A 25019-nucleotide genomic window follows, 5' to 3' on the forward strand; every position below is an offset into this window, starting at 1 on the left:
CGCTCATCCCGGCTCATTGAGGGGCGACCATGCGGTCGTCATTGTCGCGAGCCGGGCTTGCGGTGGACGCGGCAGCGTCGTGTACGAGAGCTGAGGGCAGGGCGGATTGCTCTCCGTGAGCCCGAGGCTTCGTACGGACGAGCGGCGCTGTCAGGTTCGTCGCGCCGGCATTTCGATGGCAACGTGCACAACGCCGTCGAACCCTGCGGCGCCAACGGACCGCGCGTACGGCAAAACCGTGTGGTCCTGGCCGTCGTTGCTACGGTCAAGCTCTGGCGAATGCGGCATTGGCGTCAACCGGCGCGGTGCCGGTGACTTTCGCGGGAGCGAGGGAGGCCAGAGGGAACTCGGCTCCCAGGAGAGCGCGGCATAAGCCGTCCGACCATCGCGCAGGGAAGGCCGTGTGTTGGGCTTCACCTGTATGCTGCTGTGCGGTTCTTCCTGCGTGTGCTCCAGCGCAGCGGACCGCGGGTGCCGCCGGCACCCGGCCTTCCCTGCGCCCTCTTGCATCTGAGGGCGGCGAGACGAAGCAAAGCTCGGGCGAAGCAGCCGCGAGATCGCGAAGGCATGTCTGTGATCCGATCTCGTGCCCCGGACGCAGCGCAGCGTCCCCCCGGCGATGCGAAGCATCGTCCGGTTCGACGATGCGCTGCAGAGCAGGGGCCCATGCCTCCGAGCAATCCGTGTGGCGCTGGGTCCCGGCTCTGCGCCGCAACGCTTCACGCGTTGCAGCTTGTCCGGGACACGTGGCTCAATGCCCTCGCTTCATCCCCTCACCACCATCCACCGCCCCGGTGCCATCGCGGCCCAGGCGCTGGACGCGAACTGCCGCCGCCAGGTCACGACCACGACCGCTGCCGTGGTCACGAACAGCACCCAGGGGCTGACGAACCAGCCGAGATAGCCGAGCGCGAAGAAGAAGGCACGCTGGCCGCGGTTGAAGTGGCGGCCGGCGGATTCGAACAGGCGCGAGGTGCGGATGACGTGGGCTTCGGCCTCGGGGGTGTCGCGCTGTGAGGCCGGCGGCATACCGCCAAACAGGATTGCGACATAGTTGAACAGGCGATAGGCCCAGGCGAATTTGAAGAAGGCGTAGACGCAAATCAGCACGAGGCCGACGCATTTCAGCTCCCACAAAGCGGGCGAGCAACGATTGATTGGCGGCAGGCGATGGCGCTAAAAAGCGGCTGCAACTGCAGGACTAAACGAAGGACCAGTGACATGGCTGCGCTGAAACTCGCGATCGGCAACAAGAACTACTCGTCATGGTCGATGCGGCCCTGGCTCGCGCTCCGCGCCAACGACATCCCGTTCGTGGAGACGCTGATCCCGCTCTACACCGACGATCCCGCCGACAAGGCGCAGATCCTGTCCTTCAGCCGCGCCGGCAAGGTGCCCGTGCTGGTCGACGGCGACGTCACCGTGTGGGATTCGCTTGCCATCATCGAGTACGTCGCCGAGCGCTATCCGGAAGCGAAGCTCTGGCCTGACGACGTCGCCGCGCGCGCGCATGCCAGGTCGGTATGCGCCGAAATGCATTCCGGCTTTGTGGCGCTGCGCAACGAATGCGGCATGAACCTGCATCGGCCGATCCGCGCCGTGGCGCTGTCGGCGGATGCCAAGGCGAACATCGCGCGCATCGAGGAGATCTGGCGCGAGTGCCGCACCCGCTATGGCGCACAGGGACCGTTCCTGTTCGGCCGCTTCGGTGCGGCGGACGCCATGTATGCCCCCGTCGTGCACCGCTTCCGCACCTATGCGATCGAGGTGGCGCCGGACACCAGGGCCTACATGGAGACCATGATGGCGCTGCCGGCGTTCCAGGAATGGACCCGGGATGGACTGGCCGAAACGCTCGTCATCGCCAAGTTCGAGGACGCCTGAGCGGCAGTCCGACCGGCGCCGGCCGGAGGCGGGGACGCCAGCCGATCGGGAGGAGGGTGCGACAGGCCTGCGACATGTCGGCGGAATAAGCAGCTCCGCCGGTATCATCGCCCCACCGGCTGTCCCGTTATCATCCTGAAATAACTGCAAAAATTGTGCGCGGGCCATGCCGGCATGGCGCTGGCCAAAAGCATCGGACGCGTGCTATACAGCCGCCCGGGTTTCCGGCCGGCCCTCGCAGTGGGACACTGGGCGAGGCGGGCGCTGTTTGAGTAATGGAGAGGGTGTTGAAGCACAAATTCCCCGTGGGAACGCGCGTCCTATTCACGGCCAGCAATGTCGCGCGTCCGGCTGCGAGCGGCGCGTATGAGGTCATCCGTCTGCTCCCGACCGAAGGCGACGACTGCCAGTATCGGATCAAAAGCTCGACCGAAGCCTTCGAGCGCGTCGCCAAGGAAAGCCAGCTCGCGCTCTCCTGAAGGCCGACGCCGTCAGTGCATAGGCGCCTCCCGGGAATTGTACTCTGCCGCCGTCAAAAGGCCCGCTTCACCTTCACAAGGGTGGGCGGGGGCAGTTGCCGACTCGCGGTGCTCGCTTGACCATCCGCTCTTTGCTCGCGTGAGGGGACGTCGCGCATGAACTGGGCATGGGCCACTTCGCTCGACCAAATCTGGCTCTCGCCGGCCTTCCCGATTTGGATGACGCTGGCGGCTGCCGGATTCTTCGGATTGATTCTGCTGATCACGCTGTTGCGCGCCGACAGATCGGTCGCGAACGGCGCGCTGACCGTCATTACCCTGCTATCCATCGCGATCGCCGGCGCAGCCACGGTGCGTCTCTATGGACCGGACGCGCCGTCCGCTCCGGCCGAGGCGCGCGCGCAGGCTGTGGTGAGCGCGAGTCTGCCTGCGCTGTCCTGTCTCGACGATCTCGCCGGCGATGCCGTTGGCGCCGGCTGCGAGAAGGCGCTGTTCGGCGCGCCTGACGCTGCGGCCGCGGCGGTCTCCTACACCGCCGCCAGGATCGACCGCCTGACCGCGCTCGGCGATGTCGCCACGGCGGAGAAGAGCCTGACCCTCGACATGAAGGTGCTGCGCAAGTCGCTCGAGCGAGATCGTTACGGTCTCGTTGCACATGTGCTGGTGGCGCGTGACGGCTGCACGCAGTTCGATTGCGCCGCGTTCCGCTCGCTGACCGACCAGCAGCAGGTTGCCGCCAACATGGACTCCCATCTCTACGAGACCCTGGTCGCGCGCTATGCGCCGACCTGGAACGCGCCCGCAGCAGCCGCAGCGGCGATGCCCGCCAACGCCGCGCTCGCCGGGCTGCCGCCGTCAATGCCGACGGGCAGGCCGACCAATGCCGAGTTCCCGAGCGCGTCCTCGACGCCGCCGGTGAGCATCATGAATCCGGAGCCCACGGCGGCGACGCGCCAGGCCGCGCCGGCCGCAAATGCGGCGGCAGCACCGCGTGCGCCGGCCGCGGCCTCCGCACAGGCCGCAGCGCCTCCGGCATCGAGCCCGCCGGCTGCGAAGAAGCCGCCGCCCCAAAAGGCTGCGCGTGCGCCTGCGGCGCCGGTTCCGCTCGCGCCGCCGCCGGCCTCGACCGCCGCGCCCGCGCCTGCGGATAACGAGTAGATCGGCATTCCAAATGCTGGGTTGCCCGGCTAATGCTTGGGCATGCCACTCCATCTGATCAAGCTCGCCGTCGGCTGCGACTCCGTCAAGGAATTGAAGGAGTGGGTGGCCGAACGGATGCAGACCGCCAAGAAGAAGGGTCTGCCGCAACATCACATCCACATCACCCGCATGGTGCCCAAGCGCGACGCCGAGATCCTCGCCGGCGGCTCGCTCTACTGGGTGATCAAGGGCGAGATCGCCGCGCGCGAAAAGATCATCGGCATCGAGCCGTTCCGCGACAAGGACGGCATCGGGCGCTGCCGGATCGTGATGCAGCCGAAAGTGATCTCGGTCTCGCCGCGGCCGATGCGCCCGTTCCAGGGCTGGCGCTATCTGACCGACGATTCCGTGCCGGCCGATCTCGGCAAGTCAGCGGCCGGCTCGATTGCGGCGATGCCGGAGCCGATGCGGCGCGAGCTGCGTGACCTCGGACTGCTCTAAACAGCCATATTGTCGATCAGCCGAGTGGTGCCGAGCTTGGCTGCGACCAGGATCCGCAAGGGGCCGTCCTTGCGCGAGGTGACCGGTGCCAGCGTCTCGGCATGGCGGACCTCGTAATAGTCGAGCACCAAGCCGGCCGCCTTGACCATGTCCGCACCGCCGGCCATCGCCGGTGCGATCGAATCGCCGGCACGGATGCGCCCGGCGCTCTCTCTCATGGCGCGGTAGAGGACAATGGCGGTCTGGCGCTCCTCGGGCGAGAGGTAGACGTTGCGCGAGGACATCGCGAGTCCGTCGCGCTCGCGCACGGTGCGGGAGCCGATCACCTTGACACCGAGGTCGAGGTCGCGCGCCATCTGCGTTACCACGCGCAATTGCTGGAAATCCTTTTCGCCGAAGATCGCGACATCCGGCCGGACTTGCGTAAACAGCTTGCCGACGACTGTGGCGACACCGCCGAAGAAGTGCGGGCGGAAGAGGTCCTCGAGGCCGGCGAGCGCCGGCCCCTCCGGCGCGATGCGGGTGGCAAACCCCTCCGGATACATGGCCGCGACGCCCGGGTGCCAGACGATATCGACGTCCTCGGCCGCGAGCTTGGCGATGTCGGCCTTCCAGGTGCGCGGATAGGCGCCGAAATCCTCGGTCGGAGCGAACTGGGTCGGGTTGACGAAGATCGACACCACGACGCGGCTGGCGCGCCGCTTGGCGAGGCGAACCAGCGACACATGCCCGTCATGGAGTGCCCCCATGGTCGGGACCAGTGCGATCGTGGCCTTTCGCTTGCGGAGATTGTCGACGGCGCGTCGCAGGGCGGGGACCGTGCGGGCGATCAATGGGCTTGCTGACATTGGGACTCGACGATTGGGAAGCGGCGCAGGTGCGGGGCGTCGCGCCCGGCGGCTAACCTTAACAAGCGGAGATCGTGGACGCCATGCATCCGGATGCGGCACAGCATCCCGCGCAAGGCGGCGTAGAACGTCGCGACATTGTGGGCTGGATCACAGACGAAAGACGGCGCCGCGACACATCGTGAGAACGGCGCGTTGCAATTTGCATTTCCTGTTACGCATTTCACTTGACCGCTGACGCGGTCAACTCGAAGATATTCGCAAGGGGTGTTGAGGATCGCCATGCTTGTGCAGGCTAGCCAAGGCCAATCCGGCTCGGCGCACGTGGTCGTGCTCGGCAACGAGAAGGGCGGCTCCGGCAAATCGACCACGGCCTTGCACATCGCCGTTGCACTTCTGAAGGCCGGCCAGCGCGTCGCCACCATCGACCTCGATTGTCGCCAGCAGAGCTTCACGCGCTACATCGGCAACCGGTCCGCCTGGGCGCAACGTACCAAGCTCGACCTCGAGCTGCCGGTGCATCGCTGCATCAAGCTCGGCGAGACCATGCAGATTGCCGAGAACGAGAATTCCGAGTTCCAGCAGTTCATGGAAGCCGTCTCCGCGGTCGAGAGCAGCTTCGACTTCATCGTCATCGATACGCCCGGCACCGACAGCTATCTGATGCGGCTCGCGCATTCGATGGCCGACACCCTGGTCACGCCGATCAACGACAGCTTCCTCGATTTCGACGTGCTCGGCACCGTCGATCCCGCGACTTACGCAGTGACGGGCGAGAGCCACTACGCCGAGATGGTGCGTGACGTCAGGCGCAAGCGACGCCAGCTCGACGGCGCAACCACAGACTGGATCGTCGTGCGCAACCGCCTTTCCATGCTCGGCTCGCGCAACAAGCAGCTCGTCGCCGAGGGCCTGAAGGATCTGTCGCTGCGGCTCGGCTTCCGCTACGTCGACGGGTTCGCCGAGCGCGTCGTGTACCGCGAATTCTTCCCACGCGGCCTGACCGCCCTGGACGATATCGACGAGGCCACGCTCGGCATGCGGCCCAATCTCGGCCATCTCACTGCGCGGGAGGAGGTGACGAGCCTGCTCCGCCAGCTCAAGCTCCCGCTCGACGAGCGCGGCCGCCGCCGCGCGGCCAACCGGGCCGAGTGGTTCAGCCAGGTCGACAAGCCGCTCGAGGTCCACGATATCCTCGGCGCCTGACCTCGCGGTATAGCGCTACTCCCGGCCGATCCGGGCCTTCGGCTGGCGCGGGAACCGGGACTGCGCCGCGCGCGTTTTCACCCTGCATTTACCGCGAGTCGAACCCGATCAAGACCGGTTGCGTCGAATAGGGACCTGCACCCTCACGTAGGGTATGAGAATGGGGTGCTCACCGAAAGAGTGCAACGCACAATGAAAGGGCTGCCGATTCACAACATTTAGCCTTCCTGTCACGCTGCTGTGACATATATTAGGGAATAGGCGACAAGGGGACGAAGAGCCCCGGAGAACACGATTTTCAACAGGGATTCAGGCCGCTTAGGCCTGAGGCTGAGGACGAAAATGAAGCGTGGAATTGCCGTTCTGGTTTCGGTCAGTGCCCTCTGCGGCATCGCCTATTTCACGGCGAGCAAGTGGGCGATCAAGCACGAGACCATCACATTCTACGATGCCTCGCGCGATAACCGTCCGGTGCCTGTTTCCATCGCGGTGCGCCGCGACAAGGAAATGCAGGCCAATGCCGGCATGATCAAGCTGCCCGTCGCGGTGATCAATCACGGCAACACCGTCAAGAACACCGAATACGGCTTCCTCGCCAACATCTTCGCTGCGCGCGGCTACATGGTCATGAGCCCGCAGCACGATCTGCCGACTGATCCTCCGATGGTCACCAAGCCCGGCGAGCTCTATGTCGGCCGGCTGCCGCAGATCCTGCGCGGCGTCGCCAACATCCATCTCGCCGTGCACGAGATGAAGAAGGTTCAGCCCAACGCCGATTACGACAAGGTTACGATGGTCGGCCATTCCATGGGCGGCGACATCACCATGTACTTCGCCAAGCAGTATCCGGATGAGGTCAAGAAGGTCGTCACCCTCGACAATCTGCGCGTGCCCTTCGTTACCGCGGGCAAGTTCAAGATCCTGTCGTTCCGCTCCCAGGATCCGCAGTTCAAGGCCGACGCCGGCGTGATTCCAACCGACGAGGAATGCGAGCAGGCAGGCATTCAGGTCGTGAAGACCGAGTTCCAGCACAACGACATGCGCGATACCGGTCCGGATGTGGCGAAAAGCTCGATCCAGAGCATGCTCGACAAGTTCCTGAGCGCGACCGACAGCGAGATCGCACCGGTCGACACGCAGTCCGCCCCGCCCAAGATCCTGGAGCCGGGCCCGGTCGCCCTGATGGCTCCTGCCAAGAGCTGACGTCCAAGAGCTTACCGAGCTGACGTCGTCGCAAGGCTGCACCAATTGGCAAAGCCTCCGCCGGCGCCCGCCCGCGGAGGCTTTGCGCATTGACCGGGCCGCATGCGCTGACCACATTAGCTGTTGACGCAAGGTGTAGCTGCGATGTCGGGCGAACCCATCAAACCGCGCGGCCGCGATACCGTCTCGGCGCGAGCAGACGGCGTGCTGCCGCAAGCGCAAACCTCGACCTCGGAAGACATCGCCGCGTTCGTTGCCAAGGCGCGGACCCTCTCGCCGCATGCCCCGGGCGCAAGGGGGCGGCTGATCTTCGCGCTGGATGCGACCATGAGCCGGCAGCCGACCTGGGACATGGCCTGCGCGCTCCAGGCCGACATGTTTCGCGAGACCGCAGCGCTCGGCAGTCTCGACATCCGGCTGGTCTATTATCGCGGCCTCAACGAGTGCCGAGCCACGGCTTGGATTTCCGACAGCGCCAGGCTGGCGACGCTGATGAGCAAGATCGATTGCCGCGGCGGCGATACCCAGATCGGCAAGGTCCTGAGCGAGGCCAGGCGCGAGGCAGTCGCATCCGGCGTGCGGGCCGTGGTCTTCGTCGGCGATGCCATGGAGGAAGACATCGACGAGCTCTGCGCCAAGGCCGGCGAGCTCGGCATGCTCAAGGTGCCCGTATTCGTCTTTCAGGAGGGCCATGACGCGGTCGCCGAACAGGCCTTCCGCGAGATGGCGCGGCTGACTGGCGGTGCCTGGTGCCGGTTCGATCCCGGTGCGGCAGCGCAGCTGCGCGAGCTGTTGCGGGCAGCTGCGGCCTATGCCGCGGGTGGACGTGAGGCGCTGTTGAAGCTGGCTGGAAGCGTGAGTGGCGCGGCGAAGCTGATCAGCCAGATGAAATAGCGGCCCGGCCGGTGCGGCTTGCGGCGCTGGGCGCCATGCTTTTTGACAACAGCACGACTATATTCCGGCCATGACCCTGATCGCCGGCGCTGTCGCCGTTATCACGCTGTACCTGCTGCTCCAGATGTTCCGCTCCGCCAATCCAGCGGTGCTGGCGCGCACCCTCAAGTTCGGCGGCGGCGTGCTGGCGCTGGTGGTCGCGGCCTTCACCGGCTTGCGCGGCGAGCTGGCGGTTGCGATCCCGCTCGGAATTTTCGGCGCGGGCCTGCTCGGCTGGACACCACTCGCGAATGCCGGCTTCGGCAATGTCGGCGGGCTGTTCGGCGGTGGTGCGACGCGCCCGTCCGGGCAGGCCTCGCGGGTGCGCTCGCAATTCCTGGACATGCGGCTCGACCACGATTCCGGCCAGCTTTCCGGCCAGATCGTTGCGGGGCCTCATGCCGGGCGCAATCTCGACGAATTCGATCTCGCCGGCTTGCTCGCGATGGTCTCGACGTTCGACGCCGAGAGCGTGGCCTTACTTGAAAGCTATCTGGACCGCCGGTTTCCCGCTTGGCGTCAGAACGCGCAGGGCGATACGGCAGGGCGGCAGCGCCGCACGGCGGCGAGCAGCAAAATGACGGCGGAGGAAGCCTATCAGATCCTTGGCTTGCAGCCGGGAGCGGGGCGCGATGACATCAGCCGGGCCCACAAGTCCCTGATGAAGAAACTCCATCCCGACCAGGGGGGCTCGACGTATCTCGCTGCCCGGGTAAACGAGGCCAAGGATACTCTGCTTCGCACGCATAACGGCTAACTCCGGCACCAACGCTACAAACGCCCGTACCGCGTGAGCTCCGTTTGCTCTGTCTGCCGTCGCCCGCCCTTGTCGGCGTGGTCCATCCCCTTGAGCAAAGTTTTAACCGTAAATCCTTGACGAGAGGTTGTCGTGGAACAGCCTTGTCCGGAGCCTGCGGCATCACCGCCTCACCAAAACGAAAATGCCCGCGCAAGGCGCGGGCATTTGGTCTGGAGCGGAGAAGAAAATCAGTTGCGAACGGTGATGCAGGAGATCTCGGCACGCTTCAAGGTGCGGCAGACGGCTTCGGCCTGATCGCGCTCGAGCCCGGCGAAGCGGGCGCGGTAAAGCTTGCGATTGTCCTTGGCGACGACCGGCTCGGTGAACGGGTCCGCCTTGCTGAGCAGGCCGCGGGCCGAGTTGCGGGCCGCGTCGATGCGCTGCTGAGCTTCGTTCTCGCTCTCGAGCGCACCGACCTGGACGATCCAGCCGCTGTGGATGACGGCGGGCTTGGTGGTGGCGCTCATCTGGATCGGCTGCGGCGCCGGGTCGGCCGAGGCGAGCTTGGGTGCGGCGGGAGCCGGTGCGGCGGCGGTTGCGGCCGGCAGCACGCCAAGGATGCCGTTGCCGGTACCGAAGCCCGCCGGCTGCCGCGGCAGTTCGGTGCGGGCCATCTCGGCCTTCGGCGCTTCGGGCTGGCTCACCGCCTCCGGCTTGTTGATGAGATCTGCCCTGGCGACGACGGCACCGGAGGTTTCCGCGACGTCGGAGCGGTGCGGGACGGTGCTGGTGACCGGCGGCGCAACGACCTGGACACCACCTTGGGCCGGAGCCGCGGAGGCGACCTTCACGGCGCCGGCCTTGACCTGAACGGTCTTGACCCGAACCGGCTTCATCGGCTCGGACGAGCCGGGGATGATGGAGAGCGGCTGGCTCGAGATCACGCCATTGGTGAGCGGCGCCGGCTCCACCTTGGACTCCGTCGGCCGAGCTTCGGGTTTGGAGTGAGCGGGCGGCATCGCCGCAGTCGCTGCGGCCAGCGTCGACAGACGCGCGGCGAGGCGCGAAGGGGCGGCTTCGGGAGCAGGGGCCGCCGCGGCCTGGACCGGCAGGGCGGGCCGTGCCGGCATATCCGAGGCATCGGCGACATCGGTGTTGGCTTCAGTGCCGTTGCGCTCCGTGACCGCAGCGACAGTGCGGACGGTCGCACCCTTGTCGAGGTTCTCCGCGAGCAGGTTGCGCATGATGGCGTCGCGCGAGCCACCGCTGCGGCCGCCGAGCACCACGCCGATCAGGTGGCGGTTGCCGCGGCGGATCGAGCTGACGAGGTTGAAGCCGGAGGCGCGGGTGTAGCCCGTCTTGATGCCGTCCACGCCTTCGACACTGCCGAGCAGGCGATTGTGGTTGCGGATCGACTGTCCGCGCCAATTGAACGTCGAGGTCGCGAAATAGCGATAGTAGCGGGGGAAGCGCTCCTGAATGGCGCGACCCAGCGTGGCCTGGTCGCGCGCGGTCGTGACCTGCTCGTCGTTGGGCAGGCCGTTGGCATTGCGGTAAACCGTCCTGGACATGCCGAGCGAGCGCGCCTTGCGCGTCATCATCCGGGCGAAGTCGTCCTCGTCACCGGCGATCGCTTCCGCGATCACCACGGCTGCGTCGTTGGCCGAACGGGTGACGAGGCCCTTGATCGCGTCCTCGACGCGAATGGTCTGACCGGCACGCAGATTCAGCTTGGTCGGATCCTGGTCGGCGGCGTGCTTGGACACCGGCATCTCGGTGTCGAGCTTCATCTTGCCGGATTCGAGGCGCTCGAACAGCAGATAGAGCGTCATGATCTTGGTCAGCGAGGCCGGGTGGCGGATCGCGTCAGGGCTCGTCGCCTGGAGCACTGCGCCGGAATTGCCGTCGATGATGATGGACGCGAATTTCGAGCTGGAGCTCTCGGACACGTCGTGCTGCACCCGGTGGTGCGCGTAATGTCGACGATGGCGCCGCGCCTCGGCTGCGTCGACGGTGAAGATGACTGCGGTGGTGACCGTAAGAAGCCCGAAAACGCCAACCCGCGCCCAGCGCGAGGCAGACAAGTTTTTACGAAGCATGGAACCCCGTCCCCGTTTCTGACTTGATCACCGGCTCGTGAGGCGAAATTGTGCCCGACGGACCCGGGATCATTACCTGCTCAGGCTGTCCCTCCGCTGGTTGTTGGCCGCGGGGGACGTTGGACCCGAGCCGCTGTTCTGGCTAAGGTGATGTTCTCAAACGGCTTTTGGCCGCTCGCGGAAGTGACCACGTCCAGGGAATCAAGGTAGGGTGGCCCGGTTTCCAAAAGCTTAAGGAACCCTTGCGGGAAACCCCGGGAATCTCTGCGATTTGCGCCGGATTTGTGCGTCGCACAAGATTCTTGACTTTGTTGTGCGTTGCACTAATTTTGGGCGGAGTCAGGGAGCCGGGGCTTCCCGACGCGAGCCAGGGAAAAGGATTCCGAAATGTTCAAGGTTGAAGACTTCCAGAGCTACGGGAAAGAGCAGTTCGAGCAGTGCGTTGCCTCCGCGACCTCGGTGCAGCACGGCCTCCAGGCGATCGCCAGCGCCTATGGCGACTACACGAAGAAGTCGTTCGAAGACACCAAGTCCTTCGTCGAGAAGCTTTCCGGCGTGAAGTCGCTGGACAAGGCGATGGAAGCGCAGACCGATTTTGCCCGTTCCGCCTACGAAACCTTTGTCGCGGAATCGCAGAAGATCGCCGGCCTCTACAGCGACCTCGCCAAGCAGGCGTTCAAGCCGGTCGAGACCATCGTGTCGAAGTTCACCCCGGCCGCTCAGTAACGTCTCGAGACATCCTGGAATCGAAAAGCCCGGCTGAACCAGCCGGGCTTTTTGTTGGGGAGCGATGCGACCGTCAGCGTGCGACGCGCAGCTTCGACAGCGAAGTGCCGATATCCTTGAACACCGAGACCGTCTGGCTCGCCGAAGTGACCAGATAGAACTTGTCGCTGCCGCTGGCGCAATATTGCAGCACGCTCGAGGTCGGATCGCCGCCGGTGTTCACCTGCACCGTATAGATCGTGATGTTGTTGGGCTGGGCCTTGGCGTTGTCGCAGAGGACCTTCTGGCGAGCGTCGATCTGCGAAGCACCGCTGTACCAGCGGTTTTGCGTGTTGAGACCGTCGGAGAGCAGGACGATCGCATCCTTGTAGGTGTAGTTCGTGTCCTTGGCCGGGGCATTCATGGGGTCGCCCATCGACAGCGTCATCCAGCCCCAGGCAAGGCCGATGCCCTGGTTGGTGTTGCCGGTCGGAACCAGCTTGTCGATCAGAGATTTGAGCGAGGTCCAATCGTAACTGAGCGGCATGACCGGCTGGATGTAGGCCGAATTGCTGGAGTTGCAGTAGGAATATTGCTCGGCCGGGAAAAGCGTAGCCGAATTGCTGCTCACTGGAGTCGTGTTCTTGGTGTCATAGTCCTGGTCACGATCGGTGACGCACCCGTTCCACGTGTTGTGGTTCCTCGGTGTCCAAGTCTTGCCGTTATTAACGCAGGTCCACTGTCTCGTGTAGGAAGTGTTGCTACAGGTCCCGTTCACGGCCTCCCAGTCGGACCAATCGATCCAGCTCTTCGTGTAGTTGCTGCTGCCGACGTTGACGTCCTTGGCGAACGGCACGATCGAGATGTAGACGTCGCCGTTGGTCTTCGCGAGCGCGCTGAGCTGGTCGACCAGGTTCTTCGCGGCCGTTTTCATCGCCGGCATCTTGTCGTCGTACGCCATCGATCCCGTGACGTCGAGCACCAAGGCCACGCGCATGCGCGTTAGGCCCCAGGCGCTGGTGGATGAGGTGCCGACGTCGAGGGTCGGGAAGCCGGCGATCTTCATGAAGCTCGTCGTGTAGGTGCCGGTTCCGGTCAGCTGGATCGTCGAGCCGATACTGGTGCTCGCGTTGTAGGTGGCGCCGACGCTGACCGAGGGCAGGGTCTTGGTGTCCGTGAACAGGGCGTTGAAATAGGATTGGGCCTTGGTGGAGATCTGAGACGTCGAGATGGTGCCGGCGGACAGGTCCCGTGACAGCATCAGCGCGGTGGAATCGAGGGCCGACTGCATCGCGGTGCGCGCTTGGGCCGCGCGGCTATAGTCGATCGCCGCGCCGACGAAGCTCAGCACTGGAACGAGCGCAATGGCGAAGATCACTGCGATATTGCCTTGCTCGGCCGCTGCGAAACGGGCGAGTTGTCGACCAAGACGGCTGACGAGGGGCAGACCAGACATGACGATCCCCGAATTCTGTGTTTTGCCCGATTTCGCGCCATGCCATTGAATGGCAGGTAAATTGGACCGTAGAAAAACGGAGCGTTTTGCGGAAAACCGTCGCAGCCGGGTTAACGGCCGGGTTCCTGGTCAACACGTTCTAAACCTGCCGCGCGGAAATTTTTGTCAAATCGCTCCGGATTGATTAACCTGATCAGGATCGCCCCGACCGGGAATCGGGACTGCTGCGACCGCATGGGCTGAACCCCCGCGTGCTTGCGGCGGGCCGGGGGCAGGGCCATATTGCTGGCGAGCGATCCGGCCTCGACCGCATTTGCCGGGAGCGGCGATCCAAGGCGGCGCGCCTGCGCCAGGCTCCGAAGGGCGGGGTCGCGCGGTGACCGCCATTCGCTTCCGTGGGGAATTTGAACGCCTGTGCCATGCTGCAATTGACTTCCAGCCTCGATCTGTCCGCGCCAGCCGCTGCCGACGCGCCTCGCATGAGCAATGACGACAACCGTTCGGGTACTCCCTCGGGTCCGAGCACGTCGGTCATCACCAAGGTCAAGCCCAAGACCAAGCGGCCGAACCTGTATCGCGTGCTGATCCTCAACGACGACTACACGCCGATGGAGTTCGTCGTTCACGTGCTGGAGAAGTTCTTCAACAAGGACATCGAAGCCGCGACCAAGATCATGCTGCACGTCCATCATCACGGGATCGGGGAGTGCGGCGTGTTCACCTATGAGATCGCCGAGACCAAGGTGACGCAGGTGATGGACTTCGCCCGCAAGCACCAGCACCCGCTGCAATGCGTGATGGAAAAGAAGTAAGACGGCTTGCGGCGCGTTTGAAGCCGGCTCTTGTACAAGCCGCAGTGTGATTGTCGCGTAGCGGCTGCGCGCGGTGGGCTGCAGCCGGCAAAACTACGGAATTCTGCGCCGGCGCCGATCCCGCCCAAATCGGAACGGGTTTTGCATCGAAAATGCCGCAAGTGTGTCGCCGCCGAGTCGCGGAACCGGTCTTTCGCCGCGGTCTTGTATAACTATATGTGACAAAGGTTGTTGTTGCCTGACCGGGCGATGACGATCATGATGGTGGGGGCCATAGAGGACGCGAATGCCGACTTTTTCCCAAAGCCTTGAACAATCCCTGCATCGTGCGCTGGCGATCGCAAATGAGCGTCATCACCAATACGCGACGCTTGAGCATCTCTTGCTCTCATTGATCGACGACTCCGATGCAGCCGCCGTCATGCGCGCCTGTAGCGTCGATCTCGACAAGCTCCGTACGAGCCTCGTCAACTACCTTGAGACCGAATTCGAGAACCTGGTGACGGATGGCGCCGACGACGCCAAGCCGACCGCCGGTTTCCAGCGCGTGATCCAGCGCGCGGTGATCCATGTGCAGTCGTCCGGTCGCGAAGAGGTGACCGGCGCCAACGTGTTGATCGCGATCTTCGCCGAACGCGAGAGCCATGCCGCGTATTTCCTGCAGGAGCAGGACATGACGCGTTACGACGCCGTCAACTACATCAGCCACGGCATTGCCAAGCGGCCGGGCGTCTCCGAGGCGCGGCCGGTGCGCGGCGTCGACGAGGAGACCGAGACCAAGGGTAACGAGGACGCCAAGAAGAAGGGCGAGGCGCTCGAGACCTATTGCGTCAACCTCAACAAGAAGGCGCGCGACGGCAAGATCGATCCGGTGATTGGACGCAATTCCGAAATCAATCGCGCGATCCAGGTGCTGTGCCGCCGGCAGAAGAACAACCCGCTGTTCGTCGGTGAAGCCGGCGTCGGCAAGACCGCGATCGCAGAAGGGCTTGCCAAGCGCATCGTCGACAGCGAAGTGCCGGAGGTGCTGGCGGCCGCCACCGTGTTCTCGCTGGACATGGGCACGCTGCTTGCCGGCACGCGCTATCGGGGCGACTTCGAGGAGCGCCTGAAGCAGGTGCTCAAGGAGCTCGAGGCGCATCCCAACGCCATCCTGTTCATCGACGAGATCCACACCGTGATCGGTGCGGGCGCGACGTCGGGCGGGGCGATGGACGCCTCGAACCTGCTCAAGCCGGCGCTGGCCTCGGGCACGATCCGTTGCATGGGCTCGACCACCTACAAGGAATATCGCCAGCACTTCGAGAAGGACCGCGCGCTGGTGCGGCGCTTCCAGAAGATCGACATCAACGAGCCGACGGTCGAGGACGCCATCGCGATCCTCAAGGGCCTCAAGCCGTACTTCGAGGACTATCACCGGCTGAAGTACACCAACGAGGCGATCGAGGCGGCGGTGCAGCTCTCATCGCGCTACATCCACGACCGCAAGCTGCCCGACAAGGCGATCGACGTGATCGACGAGTCCGGCGCGGCGCAGATGCTGGTCGCCGAGAACAAGCGCAAGAAGACCATCGGCATCAAGGAGATCGAGACCACGATCGCCTCGATGGCTCGGATCCCGCCGAAGAGCGTGTCGAAGGACGACGCCGAGGTGCTCAAGCATCTCGAGCAGACCTTGAAGCGCACCGTGTTCGGGCAGGACAAGGCGATCGAATCGCTCGCCGCCTCGATCAAGCTGGCGCGTGCCGGCCTGCGCGAGCCGGAGAAGCCGATCGGCTGTTATCTGTTCTCTGGCCCCACCGGCGTCGGCAAGACCGAGGTCGCCAAGCAACTCGCGGCGACGCTCGGCGTCGAGCTGCTGCGGTTCGACATGTCCGAGTACATGGAGCGGCACACCGTGTCGCGCCTGATCGGCGCGCCTCCCGGCTATGTCGGCTTCGACCAGGGCGGCCTGCTCACCGACGGCGTCGACCAGCATCCGCATTGCGTGGTGCTGCTCGACGAAATCGAGAAGGCGCATCCCGACCTCTACAACGTGCTCCTCCAGATCATGGACCACGGCCGGCTCACCGACCACAACGGCAAGCAGGTCAACTTCCGCAACGTGATCCTGATCATGACCACGAATGCCGGCGCGGCGGATCTCGCCAAGCAGGCGTTCGGCTTCACCCGGTCGAAGCGGGAAGGCGACGATCACGAGGCGATCAACCGGCAGTTCGCGCCGGAATTCCGCAACCGTCTCGATGCCATCGTCTCGTTCGGCCATCTCAGCGTCGAGGTGATCGGCACCGTGGTCGAGAAGTTCGTGCTTCAGCTCGAGGCGCAGCTCGGCGACCGCGATGTGACCATCGAGCTGTCCGAGCCGGCGAAGGCCTGGCTGGTCCAGCACGGCTACGACGAGCAGATGGGCGCACGTCCCATGGCGCGCGTGATCCAGGAGCACATCAAGAAGCCGCTGGCCGACGAGGTGCTGTTCGGCAAGCTCAAGGGTGGCGGCCACGTTCGCGTCGTCCTTGTCAAGGACGACGCCGACGAGACCAAGGAGAAGATCGGCTTCGAATTCGTCGAGGGCCCGGTCACGCCGAAGCAGGAGAAGCTGCCCGGCACCCGCAAGCGCCCGCCGGGCAAATCCAAGCCGGGTGGCCCCGGCGGCTCAAAGGGGCCGACCTCCAAGGGGCCGCTGGTCAAGGTTTGATCGGCACGTGATGAAATCGAAAAGGCCGGCTGCAAAGCCGGCCTTTTTGTTTGCACCGATGTCTCCGCGAGGAGGCCTTACGTTCCGGCCTGCGGTTCGCGCGGTGGCCGCGGCTTTCTCGGTGCGCGCGGTGCTGCGTGCGGGACCGACGGCTGCATCGTCACGATGACCGGATTCGGCTTGTGATCGGTCGCGGCTCCGGTCGCTGCGTCGACGCCCATGCCGACGATACCGCCCAACAGGAGATTGCCCGCAAAACCCGCGGCTCCGCCCGTCTGGACGTCCCGGCTGAGCGGAACGATTTGCGGCTGATAGCCTTCCTTCTGGAAGGTGATCGAGATGTCGGCGTTCCGCTTGACGACCACGGAGCAAGGGGTCGTGCAGGTGGTCGGAACGTCCATTCCGCTGACGACGGCTTCCACGCCTGATGGTGTCGATGAAATGCTGATATTCTCCGTCGTACCGCGCGTGACCGACGCGCAGCCGCCCAGCATGACGCTGAGCGCCACAATTCCAAATGAACGCATGAAATGCCCCTTGTCCCACCGCCACTATGCGCAACCGGCGCGGGAGGGCAATAGGCCATTGCTCCGAATAGTTAAGCCACGCGGAGGTTGTGCACGACTACGCGCGAACCGGGTCGGGTCCGGCTATTCACCCCGCAGGCGCTGATCGTCCTGCACGCGGACGTGCTCGGCACCGCGCGCGCCGGCTGTGGAAAGCCGCAGCATGCTCAGCATCGCGCCGCACAGCGCAAATCCAACGCCGACAAGGAGCGCCAGCCTGGTCCCCTCAAGCGGATACCGTCCGAGCAACAGCGCCACCAGCGCCGCTCCGGTGGTCTGGCCGAGCAGGCGCGCCGTCCCCAGCATGCCGCTGGCGCCGCCGGCGCGCTCGCGCGGGGCGGCTGCGATCATGGTGCGGTTATTGGGGGTCTGGAACAGACCGAAGCCGGCGCCGGCGAGCGCCATCCGCCAGATCACGTCGAGCGGCGTTGGCGTCGCCGGCAGGAAGGCCAGCGCGCCAAGGCCGCAGGCGAATAGCGTGAGCCCAATACCGCCGAGCAGGCCGGCCGGATAATGCTCGACCAGGCGGCCGGCGAGAGGGGCCGCAAACGCCAATGCGATCGGCCATGGCGTGATCAACAGGCCCATATGCACGGCCGAATAGCCGAAGCGGCTCTGGAGATAGAAGGGGATCGCGACGAAGGCCAGCATCTGCCCGCAGAACGATGCGATCGAGGTCGCAATCGACAGCGCGAACACGGGGATGCGCAGCAGGTCGATTGGCAAGAGTGGCGAGGTCATGTGAGTCTCGCGATAGATCAGCAGCGCACCCGCGGCGATCGCGATGGCAAACTGCACGAGACAGGTGATCGCGGCCTCGCCATGACCGACGTTGTCGACCGCCGCGATGCCGACGCCGAACGTGATCGCCGACAGCCCCGCACTCTGCCAGTCGAACGAGCGGCTCGCGGGCTTGGTGTGCGGCAGGCTGCGCAGGCCCAGCACCAGCGTCACCACGCCGAGCGGCACGTTGATCGCGAACAACCAGGGCCAGCTTCCGACCGCGAGGATGCCGGCGGCGAGTGTCGGGCCGATCGCGGCCGAGAAGGCGACGACGAGCGCGTTGAGCCCGATGCCGCGGCCGAGCAGGCTGCGCGGATAGGTGAAACGCACCAGCGCGGCGTTGACGCTCATGATGCCGGCCGCGCCAAAGCCCTGGAGGATGCGCGCGATCGTCAGCAGCGGCAGCGTGTGGGCCAGCGCACAGAAGGCCGAGGCCAGCGTGAACAGCGCCAACCCGACCAGATAGACGCGGCGATAGCCGACGACCTCGCCGAGCGAAGCCAGCGGCAGCAGCGAGATCGTGATCGCGAGCTGGTAGCCGCTGACGATCCAGATCGACAAGGCCGGGGTCGCATCGAGATCGGCCGCGATCGTCGGCAGCGCCACATTGACGATGGTGCTGTCGACCACCGCCATGACGATGCCGAGCGCAATGGTCAGCACCGCCTGATTGCGTTGCGGCTGCGGCAGGCCGTCGGCATGCTCAATGGTGACTGTCGACATCGTGAGCGGCGTATCGTTGGCGAATCGGACTCGGCCACATGCCGAGTATTGCGCCAACAGGGCAGGGCCGCGATAGTTCCGGAACCGGCCGCCAGCGCGCCGGCTTACCCAAGCGCGCTTGATGCAGCTGTCCTACACCGCCGGTGGATTGCGGTCGCTGAAGGTCACGCGCTGGTGCCAGTAGGGATAGGGCAGCGTCACCGTGCTCGCGGCATCGAGCTTTGCGACCTGGTCCTTGGTCAAGGACCAGCCAACCGCGCCGAGATTTTCGCGCAGCTGGGTCTCGTTGCGTGCGCCGATGATCAGCGTCGAGACCGTCGGACGCTGCAGCAGCCAGTTCAGCGCGATCTGCGAGACGCTCTTGCCGGTCTCCTTCGCGATCTCGTCGATCGCATCGACGACACGGTAGACGTGCTCGTCCGAGACGGGCGGTCCGAATTCGGCCGTCTTGGGCAGGCGGCTGACTTCCGGTTTCGGCTGACCGCGGCGGATCTTTCCGGTGAGGCGCCCCCAGCCGAGCGGCGACCAGACCACGGCGCCCAACCCCTGGTCGAGGCCGAGCGGCATCAACTCCCATTCGTAGTCGCGCCCGATCAGGGAATAGTAGGTCTGGTTGGCGACGTAACGCGGAAAACCGTGCTTGTCGGCGACGCCGAGCGACTTCATCAGGTGCCAGCCCGAGAAATTCGAGACGCCGACATAGCGGATCTTGCCGGCGCGCACGAGCACGTCGAGAGTCGAGAGCACCTCTTCGGACGGCGTGAAGGCGTCGAAGCCGTGGAGCTGGAAAAGATCGATATAATCGGTGCCGAGCCGGCTCAACGAACCGTCGATGGCTTTGAGCAGGTGCTCACGCGACGAGCCGATATCGTTGGGACCGTCGCCAAAGCGGAAGGTCGCCTTGGTCGAGATCAGGACCTTGTCCCGGCGACCCTTGATGGCCTCACCGAGCACCCGCTCGGACTCGCCGAGCGAATAGACATTCGCGGTGTCGAACATCGACACGCCGGCCTCGAGGCAGATGTCCAGAAGACGCCGCGCCTCGGTCGCGTCCGTCGTGCCCCATGCCGCAAGGCGGCCGACGCCGCCGAACGTGCCCGTTCCCAGGCTCAAGGCAGGCACCATAAGGCCGGACCGGCCCAAGCGTCGGTATTCCATCGGAATGCTCCCTGGCTGGCCGCTAATGATCGTGGCGGCCTTGGCGGCGGAAGATACTGCAAGCAGGCGCCGTGTCCTATCACCTGCTCACATACCGGCCCTGCTCGGCATGACCTGATCGTGCAGATGACAGCCTGCTGGAATGCACCTCAATGCCGCAGCTGACTCTGCCTGAAGTCGCGCGGCGACATCCCGAAATGCTCGCGGAAGACGCGGCCGAAATGCGAGAGGTCGTTGAAGCCCCAGGCGAAGGCGATCTCGCTGATGTGGCGATGGGCGAGCAGAGGCGAGGCGAGATCTCTCCGACATCGGGCGAGGCGTTCGGCAAGGACATGACGCTGGAAGGAGGTGTCCTCGTCTGCGAGAAGATCGTTGACATAGCGCGGCGAGATGCCGAGCGCGGCTGCGGTCTCAGCGACCGAGAGATCGGGATCGGTGAGGTGCGCGCGGATGTGCGCCTTCACTCGGTAGAGCAGGGCCGAGCGGTGGGTCGAGGACGGCAGCGATGACTTGCCGAGCCGCTCGCTCAATGCCATCGCAAGCAGATCAACTGCCTGCTCCGACAGCGCCGTAGCCGTATCCAGAGCCAAGCTATCCGCATTCTGGCAGAGCCGGACAATGAAATCATAGGCGAGCCGCTCGAGCGGTGCGTCGGCGCCAAATGACATTGCTGTCAGCGTCTCGGTGCCGCCGAGCCGCCGCTGCAGCATCTCGCGTGGGACCTTGAAGATGGTCTGCGTAAAACTGTCGTTGAACTTCAGCTCGTACGGGCGCGTCGTGTCGTAGAGCGCGAACTCGCCGGGGTGGATCACGGTCTCGCGGCCGTCCTGTACAACGCCACCGTTGCCGCGATTGCCGAGTGCGACTAGGACGAAACCCTGATCCGAGCGCGCGATGCGCGACGGTGTGCGGAAGACGTGCTGGCGGTCCGAGCAGACCTCGGAGCACACGGCCTTGCCGAGCGAGGCCTGCGTGACCGAGCCATGAAAGGCGCTGCCGAGGTCGGACTTGCAGTCGAGCCCGACGAAGACGTCGCAGACGATGTCCTGCCAGAGCGCGAGCCGCCGGTAGCCGGGACTGCCGTCTGTCGTGAACTGGATTGGCATCAGGACAGCCTCCCTTTCACATCCTGCAAAACCGCATGTTGGCGCAGATCGAGCCTGACCGGAGGCAAATTCCGTACCGGGCGATCCCTTCCAGTCGAGTTTTTGTTCCGCCGTGGTCGAGCGCCTGGCCGCCCAGCTTGGCCAAATAGACTGCATCGGACGTGGCTTGCGATCAACCGGCAATGGAGGCGGCAATGGGCATCGAACATCCGAAATACAAGGTTGCGGTGGTGCAGGCGGCACCGGCCTGGCTCGATCTCGACGCCTCGATCGACAAGTCGATCGCGCTGATCGGGGAGGCCGCGGAAAAGGGCGCCAAGCTGATCGCCTTTCCTGAAGCTTTCATCCCCGGCTACCCCTGGCACATCTGGCTGGACTCCCCGGCCTGGGCGATCGGGCGGGGCTTCGTGCAGCGCTATTTCGACAACTCGCTGTCCTATGACAGCCCGCAGGCCGAGCGCCTGCGCGAGGCCGTGCGCAAGGCAAGGCTCACCGCCGTGATCGGCTTGTCCGAGCGCGACGGCGGCAGCCTTTACCTCGCGCAATGGCTGATCGGCCCTGATGGCGAGACCATCGCAAAGCGCCGCAAGCTGCGGCCGACCCATGCCGAGCGCACGGTCTATGGCGAAGGCGACGGCAGCGACCTCGCCGTGCATGCGCGGCCCGACATCGGCCGGCTCGGCGCATTGTGCTGCTGGGAGCATCTGCAGCCGCTGTCGAAATATGCGATGTACGCTCAGAACGAGCAGGTCCATGTCGCGGCCTGGCCGAGCTTCTCGCTCTACGATCCCTTCGCGCCGGCATTAGGGGCCGAGGTCAACAACGCGGCTTCGCGCGTCTATGCGGTGGAAGGCTCCTGCTTCGTGCTCGCGCCTTGCGCCACCGTCTCGCAGGCCATGATCGACGAGCTCTGCGACCGGCCGGACAAGAATGCGCTGTTGCATGCGGGCGGCGGCTTTGCGGCCATCTACGGCCCCGACGGCAGTCAGATCGGGGACAAGCTGGCACCCGATCAGGAAGGCCTGCTGATCGCCGAGATCGATCTCGGCGCCATTGGCGTTGCCAAGAATGCTGCCGATCCCGCCGGACATTATTCGCGGCCCGACGTCACACGGCTGCTGCTCAACAAGAAGCGGTACCAGCGGGTCGAGCAGTTCGCGCTGCCGGTCGACACTGTCGAGCCTATGGACATTGCGGCGGCGGCAAGCTGAACGCGGCGATCACGGGGAGGGCATCGCTATGGAATCCGCAATTCCTGCGCATCTCGAAACGCCACGCACGCGCCACAAGCGCGTGCCGGACGATTACCAGCCGCCATATCCGTCCTTCGTGGCGCGCTACAAGCCTTCGGTCAGCCGGGTCGTGATGGCCTATTTCGGTGTTCAGTATGGCGGTGCGGCACCGGAGGCAGCAATTGACGCGTTGAAAGAACTCGCAGGACTGTTCGCAATGGATGGCGGTCCGTCGCATTGGGACCGGGCAAGCTATAGAGATCAGTCCGGCAGCGAGAATGTTGTCACGGTCGCTTATTGGGACGATCTCGCACGCTTTGATGCCTGGTTCGCGCAGGCTCGCGAGATGTGGACCGGGCGGCAACGCGAAGGCATCGGTACCTTCGTCGAGGTGCTGCGTCCTATTGTGGCCCGTCACGAGACGCTGTTCTCCTCGCCCGATCGGCCGGAAGGTGTCGCCGTCGTTGCGGAGGGCATGAGCGGCGAGGTGCAGGAGCACGCCTATTGGGGCGGGATGCGCGACCGTATCCCGCTGTCGCAGACTGATGCGATGGCGCCTGGTGGCGCGCCTGAGCTGATTTGCGACGGCCCGCGGCTGAGAGTCGTGGCGCACGATAATCTCTGCCTGATCCGGTCCGGGCAGGACTGGAGCGATACGGAAGCATCCGAGCGAAAGCTCTATCTCGACGACGTCGAACCGGTGCTACGCGAAGGCATGGACTTTCTGCGCGATGATGGCCTCGCGATTGGCTGCTATGCCAACCGCTACATGCAGGTGCTGGCGGCCGACGGAAGCGCGAGCGAAAAATCCTACGGGCAGAGCTGGTGGAAGAGCCTCGCCGCGCTCGAACGCTGGGCGGAGTCGCATCCGACCCATGTCAGGATCTTCGGCGCGGCCATGAAATATCTGTCGACGCTCGGGCCGTCAGCCAAGCTGCGGCTCTATCACGAAGTGACGGTGGCGGCCGCCGACGAACAGTTCTTCGAATATCTGAACTGTCACCCGAAGACAGGCATGCTAGCGGCGGTCGAAACTGTCAGCACCTAAGCGACACAATGGCCGAGCAGCTCGGGATGTGCCGCGCAGATGTGATGCGCGCCGGCCTCCCGCAGCTCGCTTTCGCTGCCATAGCCGTAGAGCACGCCGATGGCGGTCATGCCGTTGGTGCGGGCGCCGACCACGTCGTGGCTGCGGTCGCCGATCATGAGCGCGCTGTTCGCATCGACGCTGGTCTCGTCGAGCGCGTAGCGAAGCAGGTCGCGCTTGTCGACACGCGTGCCGTCGAGCTCGGAGCCGAACACGCGTTCGAAATACGGCTTCAGGCCGAAATGATCGACGATGCGGCTGGCGTAGACGGCGGGCTTGCTGGTCGCCACGAACATGCGCTGACGTGTCGCTGCGAGCGAAGATAACGTGTCCGTAATTCCGCTGTAAGCCTCGTTCTCGAACAGGCCGATATCGCTAAAGCGCTCGCGATAGAGCAGCAGTGCTCGGTCGGCGAGCTCATCGGCTCCGGTGAGCTTGCGAAGGCTGGCAAGCAGCGGAGGGCCGATGCACCAGGTCAGTTCGTCCTCGCTCGGCACGGGAACGCCGAGCCGTTCCAGCGCATATTGGATCGAGCGGGTGATCCCGGGCTTCGGGTTCGTCAGCGTGCCGTCGAGATCAAAAAAGATTGTCACCATCGGGCATGACCGGTGTTGATACTGCCGTCTGTTGCTAGTTGGCTCTGGTTCCAAGTCAAGGTCCGATTTGTCCGATAGCGTCAATGCCATGCGAATAGCTCGGGTCATTACTGTGTTGTGCCAGGCTTTGCTGCTGGCACCGGCGCTCGCGGAGGAGGCACCCTCCACCGATGCGCCTCCGAAGGCCGAGGAACCCGAGAAGCCAGCGGAGAAACCGAAAGATGCCCGCGAGAGCGACACGCGGGAGTCGATCTGCCTGATCGTGGAGGCGGCCGCGCGCGACAATAACCTGCCGCTGGAATTCTTCGCGCGCGTGATCTGGCAGGAAAGCCGCTTCCAGGCCGATGCGGTCGGGCCCATGACGCGCAGCGGCCAGCATGCGCAGGGGATCGCGCAGTTCATGCCGGGCACTGCCAGCGAGCGCGGTCTGCTCGATCCGTTCAATCCGGTGCAGGCTTTGCCGAAGTCGGCCGAATTCCTGAATGAGCTGCGCAACCAGTTCGGCAATCTCGGCCTTGCCGCGGCCGCCTACAATGCCGGCCCCCGGCGCGTGCAGGAATGGCTCGCCGGCACCGGGCCGATGCCGGAGCAGACCCGCAATTACGTGTATGCCATCACCGGCACCAGCGTCGATGCCTGGGCCAAGGCGGGGAGCACCGGCAAGGGACCACCGAGCTCGCCGACGACGAGCTGCCGTGATCTGATCGCGCTGCTCAAGCGTGCTCCCAATCCATTCGTCGCCGAGCTCGAGCAGCATGTCGAGCTTGCAGCCGCAAAGATCTGGGGCGTGCAGCTCGCGGCCGGCTTCGACCGCAACAGGGCGCTCGCGATGTATTCCCGGGCCGTGACGAAACTGAGCACCGTGATCGGCGAGCGTGATCCGAGCTTGCTCTCCTCGGTGATGCGCAGCCGTGGCACGCGCGCGTTCTATCAGGTCCGCATCGGCGCGGATACGCGCGCCGAGGCTGATGATCTGTGCAACCGCATCCGCAAGGCGGGCGGGGCGTGTTTCGTGCTGAGGAACAGGGGTGTGGCGGGGTAGGATGAGCCGTCATTCCGGGTTCGCGC

Annotated in this window: 22 protein-coding genes and 1 pseudogene; 14 read left to right on the forward strand and 9 right to left on the reverse strand. The window is 64.9% G+C overall.

All coding sequences use genetic code 11. The annotated features are described in order from the left end of the window. Positions 1-751 precede the first annotated feature (751 nt). Positions 752-1149 (reverse strand): annotated as a pseudogene (locus tag ACTEK7_RS00220) (DUF599 domain-containing protein); the annotation flags it as partial. 72 nt (positions 1150-1221) lie between these two features. Between ACTEK7_RS00220 and ACTEK7_RS00225 the strand changes: the two are divergent. The 4 genes from ACTEK7_RS00225 to ACTEK7_RS00240 all read left to right on the forward strand — a co-directional run bounded on the left by ACTEK7_RS00225 (position 1222) and on the right by ACTEK7_RS00240 (position 4004). Continuing rightward, positions 1222-1884: a glutathione S-transferase family protein gene (locus ACTEK7_RS00225; RefSeq protein WP_036025622.1), complete on the forward strand. Its 663-nt coding sequence runs from the start codon at positions 1222-1224 to the stop codon at positions 1882-1884. Between the two features lie 275 nt (positions 1885-2159). After that, on the forward strand, positions 2160-2363 hold the full coding sequence (locus tag ACTEK7_RS00230; protein ID WP_085969273.1) for a hypothetical protein: 204 nt from the start codon (positions 2160-2162) through the stop codon (positions 2361-2363). A gap of 156 nt (positions 2364-2519) precedes the next feature. Further along, positions 2520-3521: a hypothetical protein gene (locus ACTEK7_RS00235; RefSeq protein ID WP_036025621.1), complete on the forward strand. Its 1002-nt coding sequence runs from the start codon at positions 2520-2522 to the stop codon at positions 3519-3521. A gap of 42 nt (positions 3522-3563) precedes the next feature. Continuing rightward, a complete protein-coding gene (locus tag ACTEK7_RS00240; protein ID WP_036015220.1) occupies positions 3564-4004 on the forward strand; it encodes a DUF1489 family protein in 441 nt (146 codons plus the stop codon). Here ACTEK7_RS00240 and panC read toward each other — a convergent pair. Continuing rightward, the gene (gene panC / locus ACTEK7_RS00245) at positions 4001-4852 is read right to left on the reverse strand and encodes a pantoate--beta-alanine ligase (protein ID WP_225148395.1); all 852 of its coding nucleotides are present in this window, start codon (positions 4850-4852) and stop codon (positions 4001-4003) included. The two genes, ACTEK7_RS00240 and panC, sit on opposite strands and share 4 nt — an antisense overlap. 282 nt (positions 4853-5134) lie before the next feature. Between panC and ACTEK7_RS00250 the strand changes: the two genes are divergently transcribed. The 4 genes from ACTEK7_RS00250 to ACTEK7_RS00265 all read left to right on the forward strand — a co-directional run bounded on the left by ACTEK7_RS00250 (position 5135) and on the right by ACTEK7_RS00265 (position 8951). Continuing rightward, positions 5135-6058: a division plane positioning ATPase MipZ gene (locus ACTEK7_RS00250; protein ID WP_036015216.1), complete on the forward strand. Its 924-nt coding sequence runs from the start codon at positions 5135-5137 to the stop codon at positions 6056-6058. A 342-nt stretch (positions 6059-6400) separates the two neighbouring features. Then, a complete protein-coding gene (locus tag ACTEK7_RS00255; RefSeq protein WP_036015213.1) occupies positions 6401-7261 on the forward strand; it encodes an alpha/beta fold hydrolase in 861 nt (286 codons plus the stop codon). 144 nt (positions 7262-7405) lie between these two features. Continuing rightward, complete coding sequence (locus ACTEK7_RS00260; protein ID WP_036025619.1) at positions 7406-8155, forward strand: hypothetical protein; 750 nt, start codon at positions 7406-7408, stop codon at positions 8153-8155. A 70-nt stretch (positions 8156-8225) separates the two neighbouring features. Beyond that, positions 8226-8951, forward strand: coding sequence for a DnaJ domain-containing protein (locus ACTEK7_RS00265; RefSeq protein WP_036015208.1), 726 nt, complete (start codon positions 8226-8228; stop codon positions 8949-8951). 230 nt (positions 8952-9181) lie between these two features. On the opposite strand, the gene ACTEK7_RS00270 is transcribed toward ACTEK7_RS00265, so the two are convergent. Then, complete coding sequence (locus ACTEK7_RS00270) at positions 9182-11032, reverse strand: D-alanyl-D-alanine carboxypeptidase (RefSeq protein WP_225144612.1); 1851 nt, start codon at positions 11030-11032, stop codon at positions 9182-9184. 387 nt (positions 11033-11419) lie between these two features. On the opposite strand from ACTEK7_RS00270, the gene ACTEK7_RS00275 reads away from it, so the two are divergent. Then, positions 11420-11758, forward strand: coding sequence for a phasin family protein (locus ACTEK7_RS00275; protein WP_028135884.1), 339 nt, complete (start codon positions 11420-11422; stop codon positions 11756-11758). A gap of 73 nt (positions 11759-11831) precedes the next feature. On the opposite strand, the gene ACTEK7_RS00280 is transcribed toward ACTEK7_RS00275, so the two are convergent. Beyond that, positions 11832-13193 carry a vWA domain-containing protein gene (locus ACTEK7_RS00280; protein ID WP_225148396.1) on the reverse strand — a complete coding sequence of 454 codons (1362 nt, stop codon included), beginning with the start codon at positions 13191-13193 and terminating at the stop codon, positions 11832-11834. Positions 13194-13672: 479 nt separating this feature from the next. Between ACTEK7_RS00280 and clpS the strand changes: the two genes are divergently transcribed. Next, positions 13673-14005 carry an ATP-dependent Clp protease adapter ClpS gene (gene clpS / locus ACTEK7_RS00285; RefSeq protein WP_036015195.1) on the forward strand — a complete coding sequence of 111 codons (333 nt, stop codon included), beginning with the start codon at positions 13673-13675 and terminating at the stop codon, positions 14003-14005. A gap of 286 nt (positions 14006-14291) precedes the next feature. Beyond that, positions 14292-16700 carry an ATP-dependent Clp protease ATP-binding subunit ClpA gene (gene clpA, locus ACTEK7_RS00290; RefSeq protein WP_225148397.1) on the forward strand — a complete coding sequence of 803 codons (2409 nt, stop codon included), beginning with the start codon at positions 14292-14294 and terminating at the stop codon, positions 16698-16700. A gap of 77 nt (positions 16701-16777) precedes the next feature. Here clpA and ACTEK7_RS00295 read toward each other — a convergent pair whose 3' ends face one another. From ACTEK7_RS00295 to ACTEK7_RS00310, 4 genes are all read right to left on the reverse strand, one after another. Continuing rightward, positions 16778-17227, reverse strand: a complete 450-nt coding sequence (locus ACTEK7_RS00295; protein ID WP_036025610.1) for a PEGA domain-containing protein — start codon at positions 17225-17227, stop codon at positions 16778-16780. A gap of 123 nt (positions 17228-17350) precedes the next feature. Further along, positions 17351-18772: an MFS transporter gene (locus tag ACTEK7_RS00300; RefSeq protein WP_225148398.1), complete on the reverse strand. Its 1422-nt coding sequence runs from the start codon at positions 18770-18772 to the stop codon at positions 17351-17353. A 132-nt stretch (positions 18773-18904) separates the two neighbouring features. Next, positions 18905-19930, reverse strand: coding sequence for an aldo/keto reductase (locus ACTEK7_RS00305; protein ID WP_036015181.1), 1026 nt, complete (start codon positions 19928-19930; stop codon positions 18905-18907). Between the two features lie 149 nt (positions 19931-20079). Next, entirely contained in the window at positions 20080-21036 is a 957-nt protein-coding gene (locus ACTEK7_RS00310) for an AraC-like ligand-binding domain-containing protein (RefSeq protein ID WP_225135735.1), read from the reverse strand. A gap of 194 nt (positions 21037-21230) precedes the next feature. On the opposite strand from ACTEK7_RS00310, the gene ACTEK7_RS00315 reads away from it, so the two are divergent. Then, positions 21231-22247, forward strand: coding sequence for a carbon-nitrogen hydrolase family protein (locus tag ACTEK7_RS00315; RefSeq protein ID WP_128265338.1), 1017 nt, complete (start codon positions 21231-21233; stop codon positions 22245-22247). A gap of 28 nt (positions 22248-22275) precedes the next feature. After that, positions 22276-23316, forward strand: coding sequence for a phenylacetaldoxime dehydratase family protein (locus ACTEK7_RS00320; protein WP_036025605.1), 1041 nt, complete (start codon positions 22276-22278; stop codon positions 23314-23316). Here ACTEK7_RS00320 and ACTEK7_RS00325 read toward each other — a convergent pair. Then, positions 23313-23951 carry an HAD family hydrolase gene (locus ACTEK7_RS00325; protein WP_225148399.1) on the reverse strand — a complete coding sequence of 213 codons (639 nt, stop codon included), beginning with the start codon at positions 23949-23951 and terminating at the stop codon, positions 23313-23315. The two genes, ACTEK7_RS00320 and ACTEK7_RS00325, sit on opposite strands and share 4 nt — an antisense overlap. Before the next feature lie 88 nt (positions 23952-24039). On the opposite strand from ACTEK7_RS00325, the gene ACTEK7_RS00330 reads away from it, so the two are divergent. Then, positions 24040-24993 (forward strand): lytic transglycosylase domain-containing protein, encoded by a 954-nt coding sequence (locus ACTEK7_RS00330; protein ID WP_109143489.1) that lies wholly within the window; start codon positions 24040-24042, stop codon positions 24991-24993. The last annotated feature ends 26 nt before the right edge of the window (positions 24994-25019 follow it).

Source organism: Bradyrhizobium sp. JHI2711 (genome assembly GCF_056156565.1).